Genomic DNA, 16,611 nt, shown 5'->3' on the forward strand with positions numbered 1-16,611 from the left:
TTTCATTTTACTTTCCTATGAAGAAATTCCTTTTTCCTGCGTTGATGGCTGTTCTATCGGCTTGTGTACAAAGTGTTGACATTAAGGGGCCTGCTTATCAAAAAAAGCCAGTTTTAGTGGGTACACTCCACCCTGACAGTTTGTTAACCGTTCGGTTAAGCTGGTCTAAACCGACCAGTGGAACGGCTACAGCGGTACCTATTACGGATGCCCGGGTAATTTTTTCTCAGGATCGTATAGCCCTTGGACAGGCTAATCATTTGACCAATGGCAGTTATCAATTATCAATCAAGCCGACAGAGAATCATCTTTACGCGGTGTCAGTAACGTTGAGTAGCGGGCAAACTTTATTCGCTGAAGATTACCTGCCGCTTTGGCCTGCGGGACAAGTAATTGTCAGTGACAAAAAGAAAGATAATGTCAATGCGAATCCAGATATAACAATTCAACTCGATAGAGCCTTAGCCGATAGTTCTTTTTTGTGGATGGGCCTTTATGTGACTCAGTATTCTAGCTATGGATATCCTGATGGGTGCATAGTTAACGGGCAAATAAAAGAAGGATGTGTAAAGGATATTCGAAAACTATTGAAGTCGAACTACATTACCACCCGGAGTGCCGTTTTGGACCCCTTCAACGGCTTCTTTGACGCGCTAATTAATAAAAACTCAAATAGTTCGCCAGCCCGGGTTCGCCCGGATGTTTTCAATGCGAATCCAGGGTACGTTATCACGGTAGCCCCCTTAAATCAGGGAGAACCCTGGATACCTGAGCCAACGAATCAGGTTCCTCCCGGCGAAAATATACTGGAGTTATTTACGGTTGGTCCGGCCTATGATCGTTATCTTAAATCAGCAATAACTGGTTTCCAAAACCGACCCACTGACTTCGAAGGTGACTTATTTAATCCCTTCGCGGAGCCTACCCCGGTTTATTCTAATGTAAAAAACGGTCTTGGCCTATTTGGTGCGCGAAACGGCCGCTACATTGTTTTGAAATTGAACACCTCCAATGAGCTTAAATGATGAAGTATTTCTTAAGCCGTTTTATTTATCAGAATTATTGGTTGTTACCATTTCTACTAGCGACAACGAGTTTCGCACAGATAACGACCGTAGCGGGCTATGTAGAAGATGCTTCAACGGGTGAGAGACTCATTGGCGCATCAGTGGTTTTAGGAACTGGCAACAGCGGGTTAACAACAAATAATTATGGTTTCTTTAGTTTTCGGGCGAGCCCAAAAATCACTCATCTGACCGTTTCCTATGTAGGATACAAATCAGAGCACTATTCTCTCACAAATCGGGCAACCAGAAGCCATAGCGATTCCGTATTGATTATTCGTCTTACTCCGGTTAATCAACAATTGAAGGAGATAACCGTCAAAGACTCCCAAAATGGTAAAGATTCACCGGATGATCCACTTACGGGCCGCTTCATAATTCCTTTGGAAACGGTCAGGAAAGCACCCGCTTTATTGGGCGAGAATGACATTATCAAAACGATTCAATTATTGCCAGGCGTACAGGCCGGCACGGAGGGTACCATCGGTATCAATGTACGAGGAGGAAGCCCTGACCAAAACTTAATACTTTTGGATGGTGTGCCGGTTTACAACATCAATCATCTGTTTGGCTTTTTTTCGGTTATTAATCCCGATGCGGTTTCCCATGTCGACTTTTTTAAAGGTAGTGTACCTGCCCGGTATGGAGGCCGATTGTCATCGGTGCTGGATATTACGATGAAAGAAGGGAATCAGCAACAGTGGAAAACAAGTTATGGGATTAGCCCTATCGCCGGGCGATTAACCATGGAGGGACCGCTAAAACCGGGTATATCGTCATTGCTGGTTTCGGGACGCGGCACCTGGTTAAGTAGTTTAGTCGCTTTGGGAACTAAAATAGCAGGTAGCGATAACAGTACCAACTTTGGATTTTATGACCTAAATCTAAAATGGAATTATAAGTTGGGATCTAAAGATCGGCTTTATGCCAGTTATTACACCGGTCGGGATGGGTTACAAAATCGATTCAAGCAACAGGATTCAGATTACAGATATAGATTCAGATGGGGTAATCAGACCGCTTCAGTGCGGTGGAATCACTTATTTGGACCGCGTTTATTTAGCAATACAACCTTATATTATACGCAGTTCGATTACCTGATTGATGAACGCTACCAAACGGCAATGGTCTTCCGGCAAACCGCTCAGTCAGGAATTCGGGATATGGCTTTCAAAGTTGACTTTGATTATACCGCTTCGGAGCGGCATGCAATGAGGCTTGGGACAAGTCTGGTCCGGCATCGTTTTCAGCCCGAAGTGCAGCAAACCCGCACCACCACTGGCGACACTAGTATAGCACCCACTCCCTATGCTTATAGGACTGAGTTGACTGCGTATTTGGAAGATGATTTTTCGCTGAATGACAGGATACGATTCAATATGGGCTTGCACCAGGCTACTCAGTGGCTCAATGGGGGCGAAGTTTACACTTCGCTTCAACCCCGGTTCAGTGGTCGTTACCTGTTGACAGCCGGGTCATCATTGAAGGTTTCATATAACCGGATGACGCAATTTCTGCATCTTCTGACCAACTCATCACTTGGTCTGCCAACTGATTTATGGGTACCTGTAACTACGAACATTGCGCCTGAAACAGCAACCCAATGGTCCGTAGCGTATTCTCGCACGTTTCTAAGTGGTTGGTCTGCCTCGGTGGAGAGTTATGTCAAAAAAATGAAAAATGTTCTTGAATACCGTGAGAATGGGTCTTTTTTGAATAGTACTACTACGCCCTGGTTTGAGCGTATTAGTATAGGTACAGGAAGATCGATCGGTGTAGAAACCTATCTCGAAAAAACGACCGGACAAACCAGAGGTTGGTTAAGCTATACTTTGTCGAAAACGACACGGCAATTCAGCGATATCAATCAAGGTCGGGAGTTTCCTTACAAATACGACCGGCGTCATAGTCTAAGTTTAGTCCTTACGCATGAATTGCGGAAAAACCGTACTCTTTCAGCCACATTTGTGTACAACACCGGCACCGCACTGACCTTACCAACGTCAATTTACGAAGGCAGCCGCCCCACAGATTACGTAGTGCCTACTCAGACAGATCTGCGATCGGAACGAGACTTTTATTCATTTTTTGGTGGTATTGGTGATATGAGTGAGCGCAATAATTTTCGAACTCCCTCTTATCACCGGCTGGATATTAGTTATCGAACTACGAAACAAAAACGCCATGGCACACGGAGTTGGATTTTTGCAACTTACAATACTTACAACCGTCTTAATCCATTTTATCTCTATTATGATAATCAGCAGTTGAAAAAATTCAGCTTATTTCCAGTTATTCCTTCTATAACTTATCAGCGAGAGTTTTAGGAACGGTCTAAACGACTCTCTATGAAACGGCCCGGCATTATATTGATGACGTCCCCAGAGCTGACGTGTTGGGCACACGGGCTATCAGGAACGCACTGAATAAGGTACCTTTTCCTTTAACTTGGTGAGGCTTGTTACTGCTTTCCTGCACTTCAATTAAATAAACATATCCACCATTTATCCTGATTGGATTTACATCAATGTTATGCGGCCGTGGATCAATACTATCAACTAACTTACTGACCAATACATCTCGATCGAAATATTCTAAAACTGGCGAGAGTGGACCAGTGCATATTTTACTCTTAAGATTGGTAGTTGATGGGGTTGATTCAGGAGCTCCCCATACTAATAATCCACCACTTGAGTTCAGAAAAGCAACCACAGTTTTAAAAACCCCGCTAATCCTTTCACTTTTGTCCAAACTTTTGGAATCTGCATACGATTTAAATTCTAAAGTCAACGACTCATCACGTTCGGCTTCGAAGAATTTTTCAAGATCATTTTGGTCTATGTCATGAAGTGCCTTGTGGAATAATGAGGTGGCAAAAGAAATATGCATGGCTTTTCTCTATTAACACAATTGTGTAAACCAATACAAAAAGAGGTTACAGCGAAAGCTGTAACCTCTTGATTTCCAAGTGACCCCGGACAGGTTCGAACTGTCGACCCACTGATTAAGAGTCAGTTGCTCTACCAACTGAGCTACGGAGTCGGGGTGGTTGGTAAACCATAACGCGAATGTACTTTGTTCCCTTACAAAAACAAATATGGGAGGCTTATGGCAAACCGGTAATCTGAACTTTTGACGACAGAAAAACCGCCGGAAACCGAATCAATCCTCGCTTTTCCTTTGGGTATCCAGCACCGATTGAATGGCGGGAAGCTCGGATTCCAATACCGCCAAATACTGCTCGACCACCGGCACGATTTCGGCCATGGCTTTCTTTTCAGCAATCATCGTTTCCGAACTCGTGATGAGTCGGGCAGCTTCGTTCAGACCAAACGTTTGAATAACGGCTTTCTGCGTGTGAATCAGTCGTTTAACCGAAGTCAGATCTCCTTCTTCCAGCGACTGCCGCAACTGCTGAATCTCACCCGGCGTCTGGAACAGGAACAAATTCATCATCTCAACCGCAAAATCCATATCACCTCCTACGGCTTCGAGGAGCGGTTCCACCACAAAACTGGGTTTTGGCGGGACAAAGGCAGGCTGGGTCGGGGCTTTAGCCGACGCAGTCGGTAAATATTTACGCATGATTCGTTGTAACTCTTCTATTTGAAACGGTTTGGGAATAAAATCATTCATGCCGGCCTGCAAGCATTGCTCCCGCTCATTGGCCAGCGCGTGGGCGGTCATCGCAATAATGGGTACCTGACTTTTAAGCTTGTTTCGAATGTGACTCGTCGTCGTATACCCGTCCATCACCGGCATCTGAATATCCATCAGCACCAGATCAACCTCTTCACGTTCCAGCAAATCAAGTGCCTTCTGACCATTTTCGGCCACCTGAGCACTGTATCCCAGTCGATTCAATACCTGAAGGGCCAGTTTCTGATTCATTACATTATCCTCAACCACCAGAATACTGACTTCCCGCCCAACTGAACCCGACGTATCCTCAGTCAGATAAACTTCGTGATCGGCCTGATTGGGTGCCACCTGGTAGGGAATCTCCACCGTAAAAACCGATCCCTCACCCAGTTTGCTTTTTACCTCAATCCAGCCCCCCTGCATTTCGGTCAGGGACTTAACAATATTCAGCCCCAAACCGGTGCCGCCGTAATAGCGGGTAGTGAAATCACTGGCCTGCCGAAACCGCTCAAAAATATGGGGCAAAATGGACGGTTCCATCCCGATTCCGGTATCCTCCACCGTAAATCGAATCCGGGCAGAGTCCCCCGTTTCTTCCCGGTTTTCAATCCGTACGTATATGCCCCCCTGTTTGGTAAATTTAATGGCGTTGCTCAACAGGTTCAGCAAAATCTGGGTTAGCCGCGTCGGATCGCCCAAAACCACCGGCGGCAGATTGGGCTCGGCCGTTACCTTCAGGAGCAGATTTTTGTCGGACGCCGACGCATCGAGCATAGTCCGAATCGAATCCACCAGCGAACTGATACTGAACGGAATGCTCTCCAGCGGCAACATCCCGGCTTCAATTTTGGAAATATCGAGAATGTCGTTGACAATCGTCAGCAGGTTTTTGCCCGCCGTCCGGACATAATCCACGAATTCTTTCTGCTCCAGACTCAGGCTCGTCGAGCCCAGCAAATTGGAAAAACCGAGAATGGCGTTGAGTGGCGTCCGGATTTCGTGGCTCATATTGGCCAGAAATTGCTTTTCGGTGTGCCGCGCATCTTCGGCAATCAGCTTCGCATGAGCCAGTTCCTCTTCCAGGCGTTTTCGTTCGGAGATGTCATAATGAATCCCCATCGACCCGGTTACATTTCCACCTTCGTCAATGATGGGTGCACCGCTGATAATCACCCAAATGCGTTCTCCGTCTTTGCGCTTCAACTGCATTTCGTACGAATTCGCCGCGCCTTCACCCCGGAATTTCTGCTGTTGTCCCAGAAACTCGTTGTATTCTTGAGGCACCAGCAACTCATCCGCCCGCTGCCCGATGAGTTCCTCTTCGGTATAACCCACCATCTGACAAAACCGGTCGTAGGCCTGTTTGATAATCTGGTCTTTGTCGACCTCCAGCAACCCCAGTTCCATCCGGTTCATGATGCCCCGGTATTTCTCTTCACTCAGCCGAATTCGTTCGTCGTACCGGTATTTTTCCGTGATGTCGGTGTATTGCCACAGGTGTCCGCGGTATTGCCCTTCCAGAAAAATCGGAATGTAATCGCGTTCCAGAAACCGGCCATCGACCAGGCTAACCGTCTCTTTAACAAGGATATGCTGTTCCCGAACGATGTCATTCGCATGGTGAATAAACTGGTCGGGATTGGCGAATAATTCCTTCGGTGGTTTAGCCAGCTCGACGTAATCCCGCCCGATCAATTCGTCCGGCGTCAGCGAAATTTCAAACAGGTCACAATATAACTGGTTGACAAGTATTACTTTACGGTTTTCATCCTCAACCAGAATACCGGTTTGCAAATTGGTAATGAGTGAGGTGAGCCGGGCCTGCGTGGTCCGGAAAATATCTTCATTAACGATGCGGTCTGTAATGTCGCGGGCCACGGCCACCAGTTCCGGCAAACTCTTCTCCCCTTCAATCACCCGTAACGTTTGCCCAATCCAGACCGTACGTCCATCCTTGGCAACCACCGGAAATTCGATGTACGAACTTAACTGACCGGTTTGAAACATCTTTTGGTAGAACTCGACCACCGCTCCCCGATAGGCCGGCAACACGAGACTAAGGAAACTCAGCCCAATAATTTCGGATTCGGTATATCCCAGACACTGCTCAACAACCGGATTGACAAACGTAAAATAACCGTCGACCGAGGTTTTGAAAATAATGTCCTGCACCGATTCAACCAGATGACGGTAGTGCCTTTCACTTTTTTTCAGTTCGCCGACCTGCTCGTTTATCAAACGAGACAGCTGCTCATTTGCCAGTTGAAGCTCACGTTTTTTTTCTTCCAGAATAGCCTCAGTCTGCCGACGGGCTTCTCTTTCGAGGGCGAGTTGGCTTTCGAGGTGTTCTATTGGGGACATACTACTGATTGACAATAATGAACCAAACTTTCTTTGTATCGTCGTTAAACATCCTTGGTAATCGATTCTTTGCCTGGTTTTGAACTGGGCAGTTTTGGATTAATCAGACAACCCAACCACTCCTTAGGCCAGAAATTCAGTGCATATTGTCTTCTCCGCTGAGGTAAATGGGTATTTGTTACCAAAATAAATATCCAATATACTTAAGCAACAATTATGCCGCGGCCCGCAGGATAAAAGGTTGAATAGCACCGGTTTTTCAGAAAAACAGTCGTTTCCGACGTATATATGTGTCCGGTCAGCCGTGTTCATCAGCCAATTGTCAGACATTGAAATACGAATAAAAAGAAAAAATCCGGCTTTTCAGCCGGATTTTATAGAATTGATTGATTTGGAGAAGGATCATATATAAAATGGCCGGGTGGATGGAATGGTCAGATGGCTAAAAAAGTTGACTGGTTTTTATGGTTAACGTGGGGATTCCCGCGCGCCGGGAGCCATTCAACCATTTTTAGCCATCCAACCCATTAATTCATACTCACTTCGCGATAGCTCTCTACTGTTGGGGTACTGGTTTGCAACTTAACGGTTTTTACTTCCGTATTGGAACCGTCCGAGATTTCCACTTTATAGATCCCGTCTTCCAGTTGGTTCAAATCGAACCGGAGCGTTGTCACCTCGTGGCCCTGCCCCAATTTTTTCGTGACCAGCGTCCGGCCTTCACTGTTTACCAGACGAACATTTACTTTGCTATCGGTTTCTTTGCTGACGTTCACATTCACCTTCATGGTGTTGATCATCGGATAAACCGCCGACTGGAATGTTGCTTTCGTTTTGGCTTTTTCTTCTTTGTTGTCGGCGGCAAAAGTAGTTGATGCGGCAAAAGTCAGCGCAATCAGGGCGGATGCAATTAGTGTTTTCATGAGATTTGTTGTTTAAGGATGTTCGTCTTTCTTTGTTGTTTACTGCCGTTGTGGCCGTTTGAATGATTCAAAGGTACGCAAAGCATAAGGTACCTTGCTATGCATAGTACTTTGGCGGTTGATATGACAGGACGAGCGGTCAATAACTGGGATAAATAACCGGGCGGTTATTCGTTACCCCGAAGTCGATGCGACGAAATCGAGGTTTTCCGTAATCCGGATGCGGTTTTTGGTCAGTTCATCCATATACAGCCGGATTCGCTGCCTGGCAACGGCCAGATCGAGGTTGTTCAGATTGATGTTCAGCAGGTCGATAAACCAGGGCGGTTTGACTTCGCTCAGCACGTAAACGTTCGCAATTTCGAGCGCAATGGGCAAAGTCGTGGTTTTCGAAGACTCGTAAACATCTTTTGTATCGGCTTTTAGCAACTTGGCATATTCCTCATCCAGCAGTTGTTCATAGAGCGCATATGAGAAAATCGCTCCGGCTTTGGCACCGGTTGTCGGATCATCTTCCGTCAAAACCGCACCCTTGTGAAGCCATTCCCAGAGAATGCTCAGCCGGATTTCGCCCGTGGCCATATCTTCCATCAAATACAGAATATCGTCATTGCCAAAGAAATCCGCCGGTTTCAGCGCAGCCGCCTGCATACCCTGCCCGAACGCATTACCGTATTGCAGCGCCACACTGAGCAGATTCCGCGCGCCCCGAATATCAGTCGGCGCCGGTTCGATCAGCATCAACCCGTCGGCATCGGCCGGGGTATAGGTCAAGCGGGGAAATGCCCGGCCCAACTGATTTGACTGGCCCGCTTTCTCCCAAACCGGTCGGACAATGTGCACCATTTTCCAGTGCGCCACCCACTTGCCGCTGGCACCTTCGCGCTGTTCGCGTTCGGCACCAGCCACGGCTTTTTGCATACTTGCCGAGACACCCGCTTCAGAACCGACCGGAATATTAGGCTCCATTCCCCCCTGCCACAGCGCAAAATTACCGTTCCGGTCGGGCGTATTGACCGCCCGGCGCACCCGATCTTCGTAATTACGCATGTAGCCATACGTCATCGTAATGGCTTCGATGTTGGGATTGACAAAGGTTTTATCCCAGGCCAGGGCGTCGCTCACGCTGTTGATATAATCCCAGCGGCCGGTGTTATAGCCCACGAAGTGCTGGCCAAGTGCCGCCCGAATTTCCATCAACTGGTGGGTCGCTTCCAATTGTTCGACCAGCACGTAGACCTTGATCGTGCCGGTTTTCAGTCCAAGGTGGTTTTCCAGTGCCGTCAGCAATTCGTTCCAGACGGCGGCTTCTCCGGCGGTCTGGATTTTAGGCAGGTACAATACAACGGACGAACCGGCTTTTTGCAGCGCCTGAACGTTATTCACCACATAAAGCGTCGCATCGACAATGGAAGCCGCCAGAGCTGTTCCTTCCGCATCGCGAATATGCCGATCGTCGAGGTGAAGTCCCCGCGCCCGGAAAATTTTGGTCGTAAAATTCAGTTGAGCTTCCCAGTCGGTCACCACTTCCCGCCCCAGAAACGACACCGACCAGCGGTTGATTTCCTGCGCAACCTGCCCGGCAACGTTGAGAAAAACCGGGTCTTTATGAATCGCCAGTTTCAGGTTTCGCTGATTGTCCAGCGACATGGTCGTGATTTGTCCCAGCGCATCTTCGCCATCGAACATCCAGCCATCGGCCCCCGAAAGCAGCGCGTAAGCCACATTTCGGATGCTGCTCTCGAGTGGAGCGTTGGGTTTGGCCGCCGGGCCCGTTCCCTGAATCCACTGCCGCTGCAAATCCGCCGGAATCACCGATCCTTCAAAGTTGCCATCGCGGGCATCCTGAACCCGCAGACTGGTTCCCGGAATGACACTTTCCGGATCGAGAAATGCAATCCGCTTTTGATGAACTTGCCGATCCGCCCGCCGTTCCATTCGCTCCGCCATAACGGTTTTGATGCGTTTGTTAAGGGGTGCCAGCGCCGAAAGTGCCGCGAGTGCTTCGGGAGTGTAAATATCTGAATAAATGGTTTGCAGGTTATCCCGGATAATGATGGAAGGCATTGGAATGTCGTTTACGATTTGGGGTTATCTGGAAGTTGATTTTCGTTGTCCAATGCCAAACTGGTCGCCCGCAGCCACGGCTTTTCCGCCACTAAAATGAATTTCGACCATTTTTTCGCTTTGCACCTGGTTATAATGCTGGTCTTCAAGTGTGGCTACAATTTTCCGGGTTTTCACGTCAATTATGTCACCGGAGGAGGGATATGCGTATTTACCGTCCAGACTGAACGTGATCCAGCCTGGCATGTCGCGCACCAGAATGGACGTTTTCTGCACCGGCGGCATCACCGTATTGTCAAACACATGCACCCGGTTATTGGCACCGTCGCACAGCCAGATTTCCTTTTCGTCGGGCGTCATGCCAATACCGTGGCTTGGGCATCCGTGCCGTTTCACTTCGCCCATGTTGAACCCTTCAACCACCACGCGATGCAGGAATTTTCCGGACACCAGATCACCCACCTCAAAGCCCAGCAGGCCGTTGACGTTCACGTACACCAGCGTCTCCGCGCCGTTGATGGTAAAAGGCCGTATGTCGGCACCGAAGGGCCCTACTTTTTTGGCAATCGTGTGCGTTTTCGCATCGGCGACGTTCAGCATCGTGGATTTTAAACCCGCGAGATAAACATACTTTCCCGCCGGGCCGTAAATCGTATTGTGCGAACCGGAATTGGTCACAATTTTGGTAATAACATCGCCGGTTTTCGCATCGACCACCGTCCAGAATTCTTTTTCCAGCGAAGGCATGTAAATGGTTTTTCCGTCGGGCGAAATCGAAATCCGGTCCACACCGCCTTCGTACTCCCGTTCCCACACCACTTTTTCGGTTGTCATATCAATGCATTGCAGCGCTTCCAGCGTACTGATATAGATGCAGTTGGTCGCCAGACTCACATCGACACCCTTCACGTTCGACGGTTTTCCGTTTTTCTGAAACCCTTTGGTCGGAATGAATTTGACAAACCGGTGATTGTTGTCGATGTCAAAAACCTGAATGCCGTGGCCGCCGTAGCCGAGGTAATTCCGGACGCCCGGTGTCGCTACGTACAAATAGCGCTGAACTTTCGGGGCGGTTTTGGGCAAACGCTCGACGATTCTTTCGTTGGGCGAGACCACCCAGCCCGTTGTCAGGGTAAGAAACAAACCGCAAATGAGGTACAGGAAAACCGTTGGTTTCATTTTTCGGATTCTTTTTAGGACGGATCGTTGTTATTACCGGTGAAGGCAGATTGAAGGGGAATCTACCTGTACAGGAAGCCGAGACCTGCTTTGAATTATGAAAACGTCGATTTCACCGTATCGAAAGCCTGTCAATGCAGGATTTCGACGTACCCTTCTGTTCCATTCACCCGGATTCGCTGCCCGTCTTTGATTAGTTGAGTGGCATTATCGATCCCGACAACGGCCGGTAACCCATATTCCCGTGCGATCACGGCGCCGTGCGTCATCAGCCCTCCTACTTCGGTGACCAACCCGCTGATTGACACAAACAGCGGTGTCCAGCTTGGGTCCGTAAACGCGGTGATCAGAATATCGCCCTCCTCGATATTGGCCTCCTCCATGGTCAGGATGACCCGGGCCCGGCCCTCGATCACGCCAGCGGAAACCGCCAGACCGGCAATAGCCCCAGCCGGAAGATCTTCCCGTTTGTACTTCCCCGCAATGATTTCACCGTCGGAAGTGATCACCCGGGGGGGCTTTAGTTTTTCATAGTATTTAAACGCAGCTTTTCGATCCACAATGATCTGATGATCCAGCTTTTGGGTGCGTATCACTTCACGAAGTTCTTCAAAAGTCAGGTAATAGATATTTTCTACCTCCCGAATAACCCCGGCCTGAACGAGCCGTTCGGCTTCTTTCAACAACGCCTGCTTGTATACAAAATAGCGATTGACGATGCCGTATTTGGGATATTCCCGATACCCGATGAAGTTCCGGAGCAGGCCAATCTGGTGTTTGGCGGCTTCGGCCTTTTGCTCCCCATCCGGTAACTGTTTCAATCGATCCACCAACTCCTGCTCTTTCACCAACGCCTGCTGGCGTCCCTGCTCAAATTTCCGGCTGCTGGCACCGGGCTCGAAGTTTTTGATATTACTCAGAATCAGCGGAACCAGTGTTGTTGGTTTTTCGCTCCAGCGCGGTCTGGTCAGATCGATTTCGCCGACACCGCGCATGCCGTACTTGTCGAGAAACGCACCGATTGCCTGCCGGGCTTCCAGCCCGCCCGCAAACTGCACCAGCTCATCCAGAAAGTTGTCATCGTTTACCCGCTGCAAATACGCAATCACTTCCGGATAAGGTCGGATCACATCGGCCACATCCAACAACGCCAGCCCCATTTCCGACGTAACATTGTTGGGGGCCGACTGCGCGAGCGTGTCCGCTACAGCCTTTTCTCCCAGCCACTCCTGCATGTGTTCATTGATCCAGGCGGCCGCATTGATGCCCGTCATAATCGCCCCAAAACTTTGCGGATACGATAAACTCTGCCTTAGAATCAGCCGGTCGTCCAGGATAAAGTCGATCAGATCCACGCCCGACTTCGACTGGATGTCGTGCTTTAACGTTTCAACCAATGCCTCGCTGTCCTTCATCAGGCCAGAAACGATCGCCGGGTCGTTGGGAAGTTGCTGTTGAAAGTTCGCGGGCGACGGACCTTTCTGACCCGTGCCGGGACTTTGTTCCGGCGTGTCATTAGGCAACGTCGGAATACAATCCCCCCGCTCGAGGAGGGTCGTCAGGGCATCTTTGATGAGCGGATCGGATTTACCCAGCACATTTACCAGAAGCTCTCGCCCGGCCGGAGAAGCCAGATCCCGGGCAACGTCAACAAATAACCTGCCAGCCGCCTGATACATGGGACGGGTAGCGGTTAACTGCCACAACGACAATCCTAATGGTTTCATGGGGTCGGTCATCATTTGCTGGTGTCCAACCGAGATAAAAATGTGCGGATCGCGGTCGGCCGGGCCATGTTGGGCATTTTCAGCGTCATTCGCTGTCGGGATCGGGAATAAAGTCGTGATCGGCCGACTCTGAACTACATAAACCGCATCGCCTGCCAGACACCATTCGATGTCCTGCGGGCTGCCGAAATAGGCTTCGATTTCTCTACCTATTTGGTTAAGCTGCAAAACCTGCTCATCCGTCAGGGCTTGCCGGTTTTGTTGATCAGGCCCGAGTAGCTGTTGGGTGGTGCCGCCCTCTTTAACGGCATAAATGGCCAGTTTTTTAGCGACAATCTGCTTTTCGATCAACTTGCCGTCACGTACTTTGTAGTGATCCGCATTCACCAAACCGGATACCAGTGCCTCTCCCAATCCGAAGCTGGCATCAATGGACAGTATCTTTCGATTTGCGGAAACCGGGTCAGCCGTAAACAGAATACCGGCGGCATCCGGAAAAATCATTTTCTGAATTACAACCGCCAAATAGACCTTTCGGTGGTCAAAACCGTTTTGTAAACGGTAAATAATCGCTCTGTCGGTATACAATGACGCCCAGCATTGGCTGATGTGTTTCAGGATAGCGTCTTTTCCACTGACATTTAAATAGGTATCCTGTTGACCTGCAAAGGAAGCCGTTGGCAAATCTTCCGCCGTTGCGCTCGATCGAACGGCAAACGCGTTTGTTTCGCCCATTTCGGAAAGAAATCGCGCAACCCCTTCCTCAATGTCGGGCGGAATCACCTGTTCCTGAATCGTTCTGCGCAGTTCTGCGCCCACAGCACCGATCCTATCCCGGTCTTCGGCTTTTAGCAACGCCAACTGGTCCAGTAATTCATTTACTTTTGGCGCTTCCCCAACGATTTTTTTAAATGCTTCCGTAGAAACACAAAAGCCATCCGGCACCTGAATTCCGGCGATTCGGGCAAGCTCTCCCAGGTTTGCGCCTTTCCCCCCGGCAATCCCGAGTTTTGACTGGTCAATATCCTGAAATCCGAGTACATAGGAACCTCTGTTTTTCATCGTACGATTAGTGGTTGTTGAGTTGCTGAGTGGTTGCCTTCATGATGTCAATGGCCTGAATGAAGTAGGTCTCGATAATGTTGATGTCTTCGTCGGAAAAGGAAGCAATCAATTTTTCTGAGCGGTTCCGAAATTCTTTGTAAAGCGGCTCCAAAAGTGCCATGATGGCCGGAATGTCGGGTTCAACGATCACCTTCCGCCGGTCACCTTCGGCAAATTGCCTTTTTACCAGTTTTTTCTTTTCAAGCCGGTCAATTAGTCCGGTAATCGCCCCGGTTGTCAGGCCGGTTAAATTCGCCAGCTCGCCCGCCGTCATCTGCCCTTTTTCGATTAAAAATCCCAAATACTTATGATCTGTCCCCGACAGGCCGGCCCGTTGGGCAACGGCCTCATGCATCTGAATGGACGTATATGCATGTAATTGGTTCAGTTTTCTGATTCGTTTGAGTATGTCCTTATCCATCTCCAAATATCTTATCCAATAAATATCTTAGCAACAAAGATAATATCAATTCGGCATCGAGTCCAAATCATTTCGTTACGTTTTTAAAACGCTCCTTTGTATCCCCAGGCATTCAGGATGCAAATGGCTCATTCCAGAATAACCAGAGCGGTTTTTGAAGTCACCGGGTGTTTTTTTAGAATAAGCTCAACTAATTTCTAACCATCTGACCAGCTACGCAGTTAGAATTACACGAATCAACCAACGCATTCATCATGAATACACAGGAAAGTAAAACCGCCCTGATCACGGGGGCTTCCAGCGGAATCGGCCAGGAACTGGCCAAACTGTTTGCAAAAGACGGTTACAACCTCGTGCTCGTGGCCCGAAGCACCGACAAACTGAACGAACTCGGTGGCCAGTTCTGGGATGAGTATGGCGTCGAGACGACGGTGATAACCAAAGATCTGTCGGAAGAAAATGCCGCGCAGGATGTTTACGATCAGGTAAAAGACAAAAATATTCGGGTCGATATTCTGGTGAATGACGCCGGAGTGGGCTTATACGGAAAGTTCGCTTCGGAAACCGACTGGGAGCGGGAGAAATCGCTTATTCACCTCAACGTGCTGACCACCACGCTGATGACCAAGCTTTTTTTGAAAGAAATGGTGGAGCGCAACGAGGGCAAAATCCTCAATCTGGCGTCGCTCGTTTCTGTAACGCCGATGCCGCTCATGGCGGTTTATGGGGCAACGAAGGCGTATATCAATAACTTCACCCAGTCGCTGATCAACGAATTGAAAGATACCAACGTGAGTGTGACGGCCCTGTTACCCAACGCGACCGATACGGATTTCTTCAATAAAGCCGGTGCAGCGAATACGAAAGTGACTGAGAATCTGGACGATCCGGCTACCGTGGCCAAAGACGCCTATAATGCCTTTCTGAAAGGTGCGCACAAAGTAGTGCCAGGCGGTTTTGCCAACAAAGCATACGAAGTAGTGTCGTACGTGACTCCGCAGGAAACGCTGGCGGGCCGGATGCGGAAAAGCATGGAGCCAAAAGATGAACCGAAAACGGAAGAAAAAAGCAACACAGCCGCCTGGACCTGGGGAATCAGTCTGGCAGCCGTCGTCCTCGCCGGTGCGGCCCTGGCGGTTCTCTACAACAACAGCAGTGAGTATGACAAGGTACGGTATCGTTACAAAGCCGGAAAAGTAAAAGCGGGTGCCGACGACCTGTTCGATGACGTCAAAGAAAGCCTGTTGGCCGGCTTAGACAACCTCAAAGGTGCGGTTTCGACCGCCAAAGAAGTGGTTGCCAAAGCGAAAGAAACCTTCGCCGATGCCGTCGCCAAATCGTAGTCTGAGGTAGAAGAAACGGTTTAAGTTTAAAATAATTAACAATGAACAATTAACAATGAAAGTATACAAGTAAGTGGTTTGTAGCTACTTGCATACTTTCATTGTTAATTGTTCATTGTTCATTTCAATCTAAAGCTCACTCAGGAAGAAAATCACGCCCACTGAGACCCGGAATGTGCTGACGTCGGCTTTGTCGCTGGTGCGTTCGCCGTTGAGGTCAATGGCCGATTTCCCGCCTACCTGAAACGAACCGTTCGCGGTCAGGGCGACGGGGAGTGACAAATAATAGTTCAGTCCTGCACCAATGTGGGCGGCTCCGCCCTTAAACAGGATATTATCGTACGAATTATTGTTGATCACCTGATCGATTTTACCCACCCGATGCACATAGCCAACCTCAGCAAATGGACGCAGGGCGTGGGTGGTAGCCGAAAAATTAAAACGCACCCCGCCGGTTACATTGGTGAACGTAAACGACTCGGCATCAATATTTTTGATATTCATCTTCGTCCGATCATACTGCGCGAATAACTCAAACCGCTGCGTCAGGCCAAATCCCACGCGACCGCCAAAGCCCAGACCATTGCCGGAATTTTCGTCCAGAAACTGAAAGTAATCCGACGACCAGCCCAGCATGTGGCCCTGTAAACCAATGCTCAGTCCTTCGGTGGTTGATTTCTGACGAATGGTTTGCGAAAATGTAGCCGTCGAAACAAAAAAACCGGCCAGGAAAAACAGCAAGGTAAACGGATAAGGTCGCATGAGAGAAGTACGTTTAAG

General features: G+C 48.9%; 11 protein-coding genes and 1 tRNA gene. 3 read left to right on the forward strand and 9 right to left on the reverse strand.

From position 1 onward, the window contains the following. Window positions 1-17 precede the first annotated feature (17 nt). A complete protein-coding gene (locus EHT25_RS20990; RefSeq protein WP_124877137.1) occupies window positions 18-1,025 on the forward strand; it encodes a DUF4249 family protein in 1,008 nt (335 codons plus the stop codon). Further along, on the forward strand, window positions 1,022-3,391 hold the full coding sequence (locus EHT25_RS20995; protein WP_124877138.1) for a TonB-dependent receptor: 2,370 nt from the start codon (window positions 1,022-1,024) through the stop codon (window positions 3,389-3,391). Before EHT25_RS20990 ends, EHT25_RS20995 begins: the two co-directional genes overlap by 4 nt. A gap of 37 nt (window positions 3,392-3,428) precedes the next feature. Here EHT25_RS20995 and EHT25_RS21000 read toward each other — a convergent pair whose 3' ends face one another. From EHT25_RS21000 to EHT25_RS21035, 8 genes are all read right to left on the reverse strand, one after another. Further along, window positions 3,429-3,953: an AlbA family DNA-binding domain-containing protein gene (locus EHT25_RS21000; RefSeq protein ID WP_124877139.1), complete on the reverse strand. Its 525-nt coding sequence runs from the start codon at window positions 3,951-3,953 to the stop codon at window positions 3,429-3,431. A gap of 80 nt (window positions 3,954-4,033) precedes the next feature. Next, window positions 4,034-4,106, reverse strand: a tRNA-Lys gene (locus EHT25_RS21005). A gap of 120 nt (window positions 4,107-4,226) precedes the next feature. Continuing rightward, window positions 4,227-7,067: a PAS domain S-box protein gene (locus EHT25_RS21010; protein ID WP_124877140.1), complete on the reverse strand. Its 2,841-nt coding sequence runs from the start codon at window positions 7,065-7,067 to the stop codon at window positions 4,227-4,229. 527 nt (window positions 7,068-7,594) lie between these two features. Further along, window positions 7,595-7,990 (reverse strand): T9SS type A sorting domain-containing protein, encoded by a 396-nt coding sequence (locus EHT25_RS21015; protein WP_124877141.1) that lies wholly within the window; start codon window positions 7,988-7,990, stop codon window positions 7,595-7,597. Window positions 7,991-8,164: 174 nt separating this feature from the next. Continuing rightward, complete coding sequence (locus EHT25_RS21020) at window positions 8,165-10,057, reverse strand: aldolase/citrate lyase/malate synthase family protein (RefSeq protein ID WP_124877142.1); 1,893 nt, start codon at window positions 10,055-10,057, stop codon at window positions 8,165-8,167. A 24-nt stretch (window positions 10,058-10,081) separates the two neighbouring features. Beyond that, the gene (locus EHT25_RS21025; protein WP_124877143.1) at window positions 10,082-11,236 is read right to left on the reverse strand and encodes a YncE family protein; all 1,155 of its coding nucleotides are present in this window, start codon (window positions 11,234-11,236) and stop codon (window positions 10,082-10,084) included. Between the two features lie 131 nt (window positions 11,237-11,367). Continuing rightward, on the reverse strand, window positions 11,368-14,025 hold the full coding sequence (gene ppsA, locus EHT25_RS21030) for a phosphoenolpyruvate synthase (protein WP_124877144.1): 2,658 nt from the start codon (window positions 14,023-14,025) through the stop codon (window positions 11,368-11,370). A gap of 7 nt (window positions 14,026-14,032) precedes the next feature. After that, complete coding sequence (locus EHT25_RS21035) at window positions 14,033-14,488, reverse strand: MarR family winged helix-turn-helix transcriptional regulator (RefSeq protein ID WP_124877145.1); 456 nt, start codon at window positions 14,486-14,488, stop codon at window positions 14,033-14,035. 254 nt (window positions 14,489-14,742) lie between these two features. Here EHT25_RS21035 and EHT25_RS21040 point away from each other — a divergent pair, with 254 nt between their 5' ends. Then, the gene (locus EHT25_RS21040) at window positions 14,743-15,831 is read left to right on the forward strand and encodes an SDR family NAD(P)-dependent oxidoreductase (protein WP_124877146.1); all 1,089 of its coding nucleotides are present in this window, start codon (window positions 14,743-14,745) and stop codon (window positions 15,829-15,831) included. A gap of 129 nt (window positions 15,832-15,960) precedes the next feature. Here EHT25_RS21040 and EHT25_RS21045 read toward each other — a convergent pair whose 3' ends face one another. After that, a complete protein-coding gene (locus EHT25_RS21045) occupies window positions 15,961-16,593 on the reverse strand; it encodes an outer membrane beta-barrel protein (protein ID WP_124877147.1) in 633 nt (210 codons plus the stop codon). Between the last annotated feature and the right edge of the window lie 18 nt (window positions 16,594-16,611).

This window comes from Larkinella rosea, assembly GCF_003858635.1.
GTDB lineage: Bacteria > Bacteroidota > Bacteroidia > Cytophagales > Spirosomataceae > Larkinella > Larkinella rosea.

Bases quoted from the DNA above. Each gene is read 5' to 3' on its own strand.
- EHT25_RS21035 (WP_124877145.1), bottom strand. From the start codon at position 14,488: ATGGATAAGGACATACTCAAACGAATCAGAAAACTGAACCAATTACAT.
- EHT25_RS21040 (WP_124877146.1), top strand. From the start codon at position 14,743: ATGAATACACAGGAAAGTAAAACCGCCCTGATCACGGGGGCTTCCAGC.
- EHT25_RS21025 (WP_124877143.1), bottom strand. From the start codon at position 11,236: ATGAAACCAACGGTTTTCCTGTACCTCATTTGCGGTTTGTTTCTTACC.
- EHT25_RS21015 (WP_124877141.1), bottom strand. From the start codon at position 7,990: ATGAAAACACTAATTGCATCCGCCCTGATTGCGCTGACTTTTGCCGCA.
- EHT25_RS21000 (WP_124877139.1), bottom strand. From the start codon at position 3,953: ATGCATATTTCTTTTGCCACCTCATTATTCCACAAGGCACTTCATGAC.
- ppsA (WP_124877144.1), bottom strand. From the start codon at position 14,025: ATGAAAAACAGAGGTTCCTATGTACTCGGATTTCAGGATATTGACCAG.
- EHT25_RS20990 (WP_124877137.1), top strand. From the start codon at position 18: ATGAAGAAATTCCTTTTTCCTGCGTTGATGGCTGTTCTATCGGCTTGT.
- EHT25_RS21045 (WP_124877147.1), bottom strand. From the start codon at position 16,593: ATGCGACCTTATCCGTTTACCTTGCTGTTTTTCCTGGCCGGTTTTTTT.
- EHT25_RS21010 (WP_124877140.1), bottom strand. From the start codon at position 7,067: ATGTCCCCAATAGAACACCTCGAAAGCCAACTCGCCCTCGAAAGAGAA.
- EHT25_RS20995 (WP_124877138.1), top strand. From the start codon at position 1,022: ATGATGAAGTATTTCTTAAGCCGTTTTATTTATCAGAATTATTGGTTG.
- EHT25_RS21020 (WP_124877142.1), bottom strand. From the start codon at position 10,057: ATGCCTTCCATCATTATCCGGGATAACCTGCAAACCATTTATTCAGAT.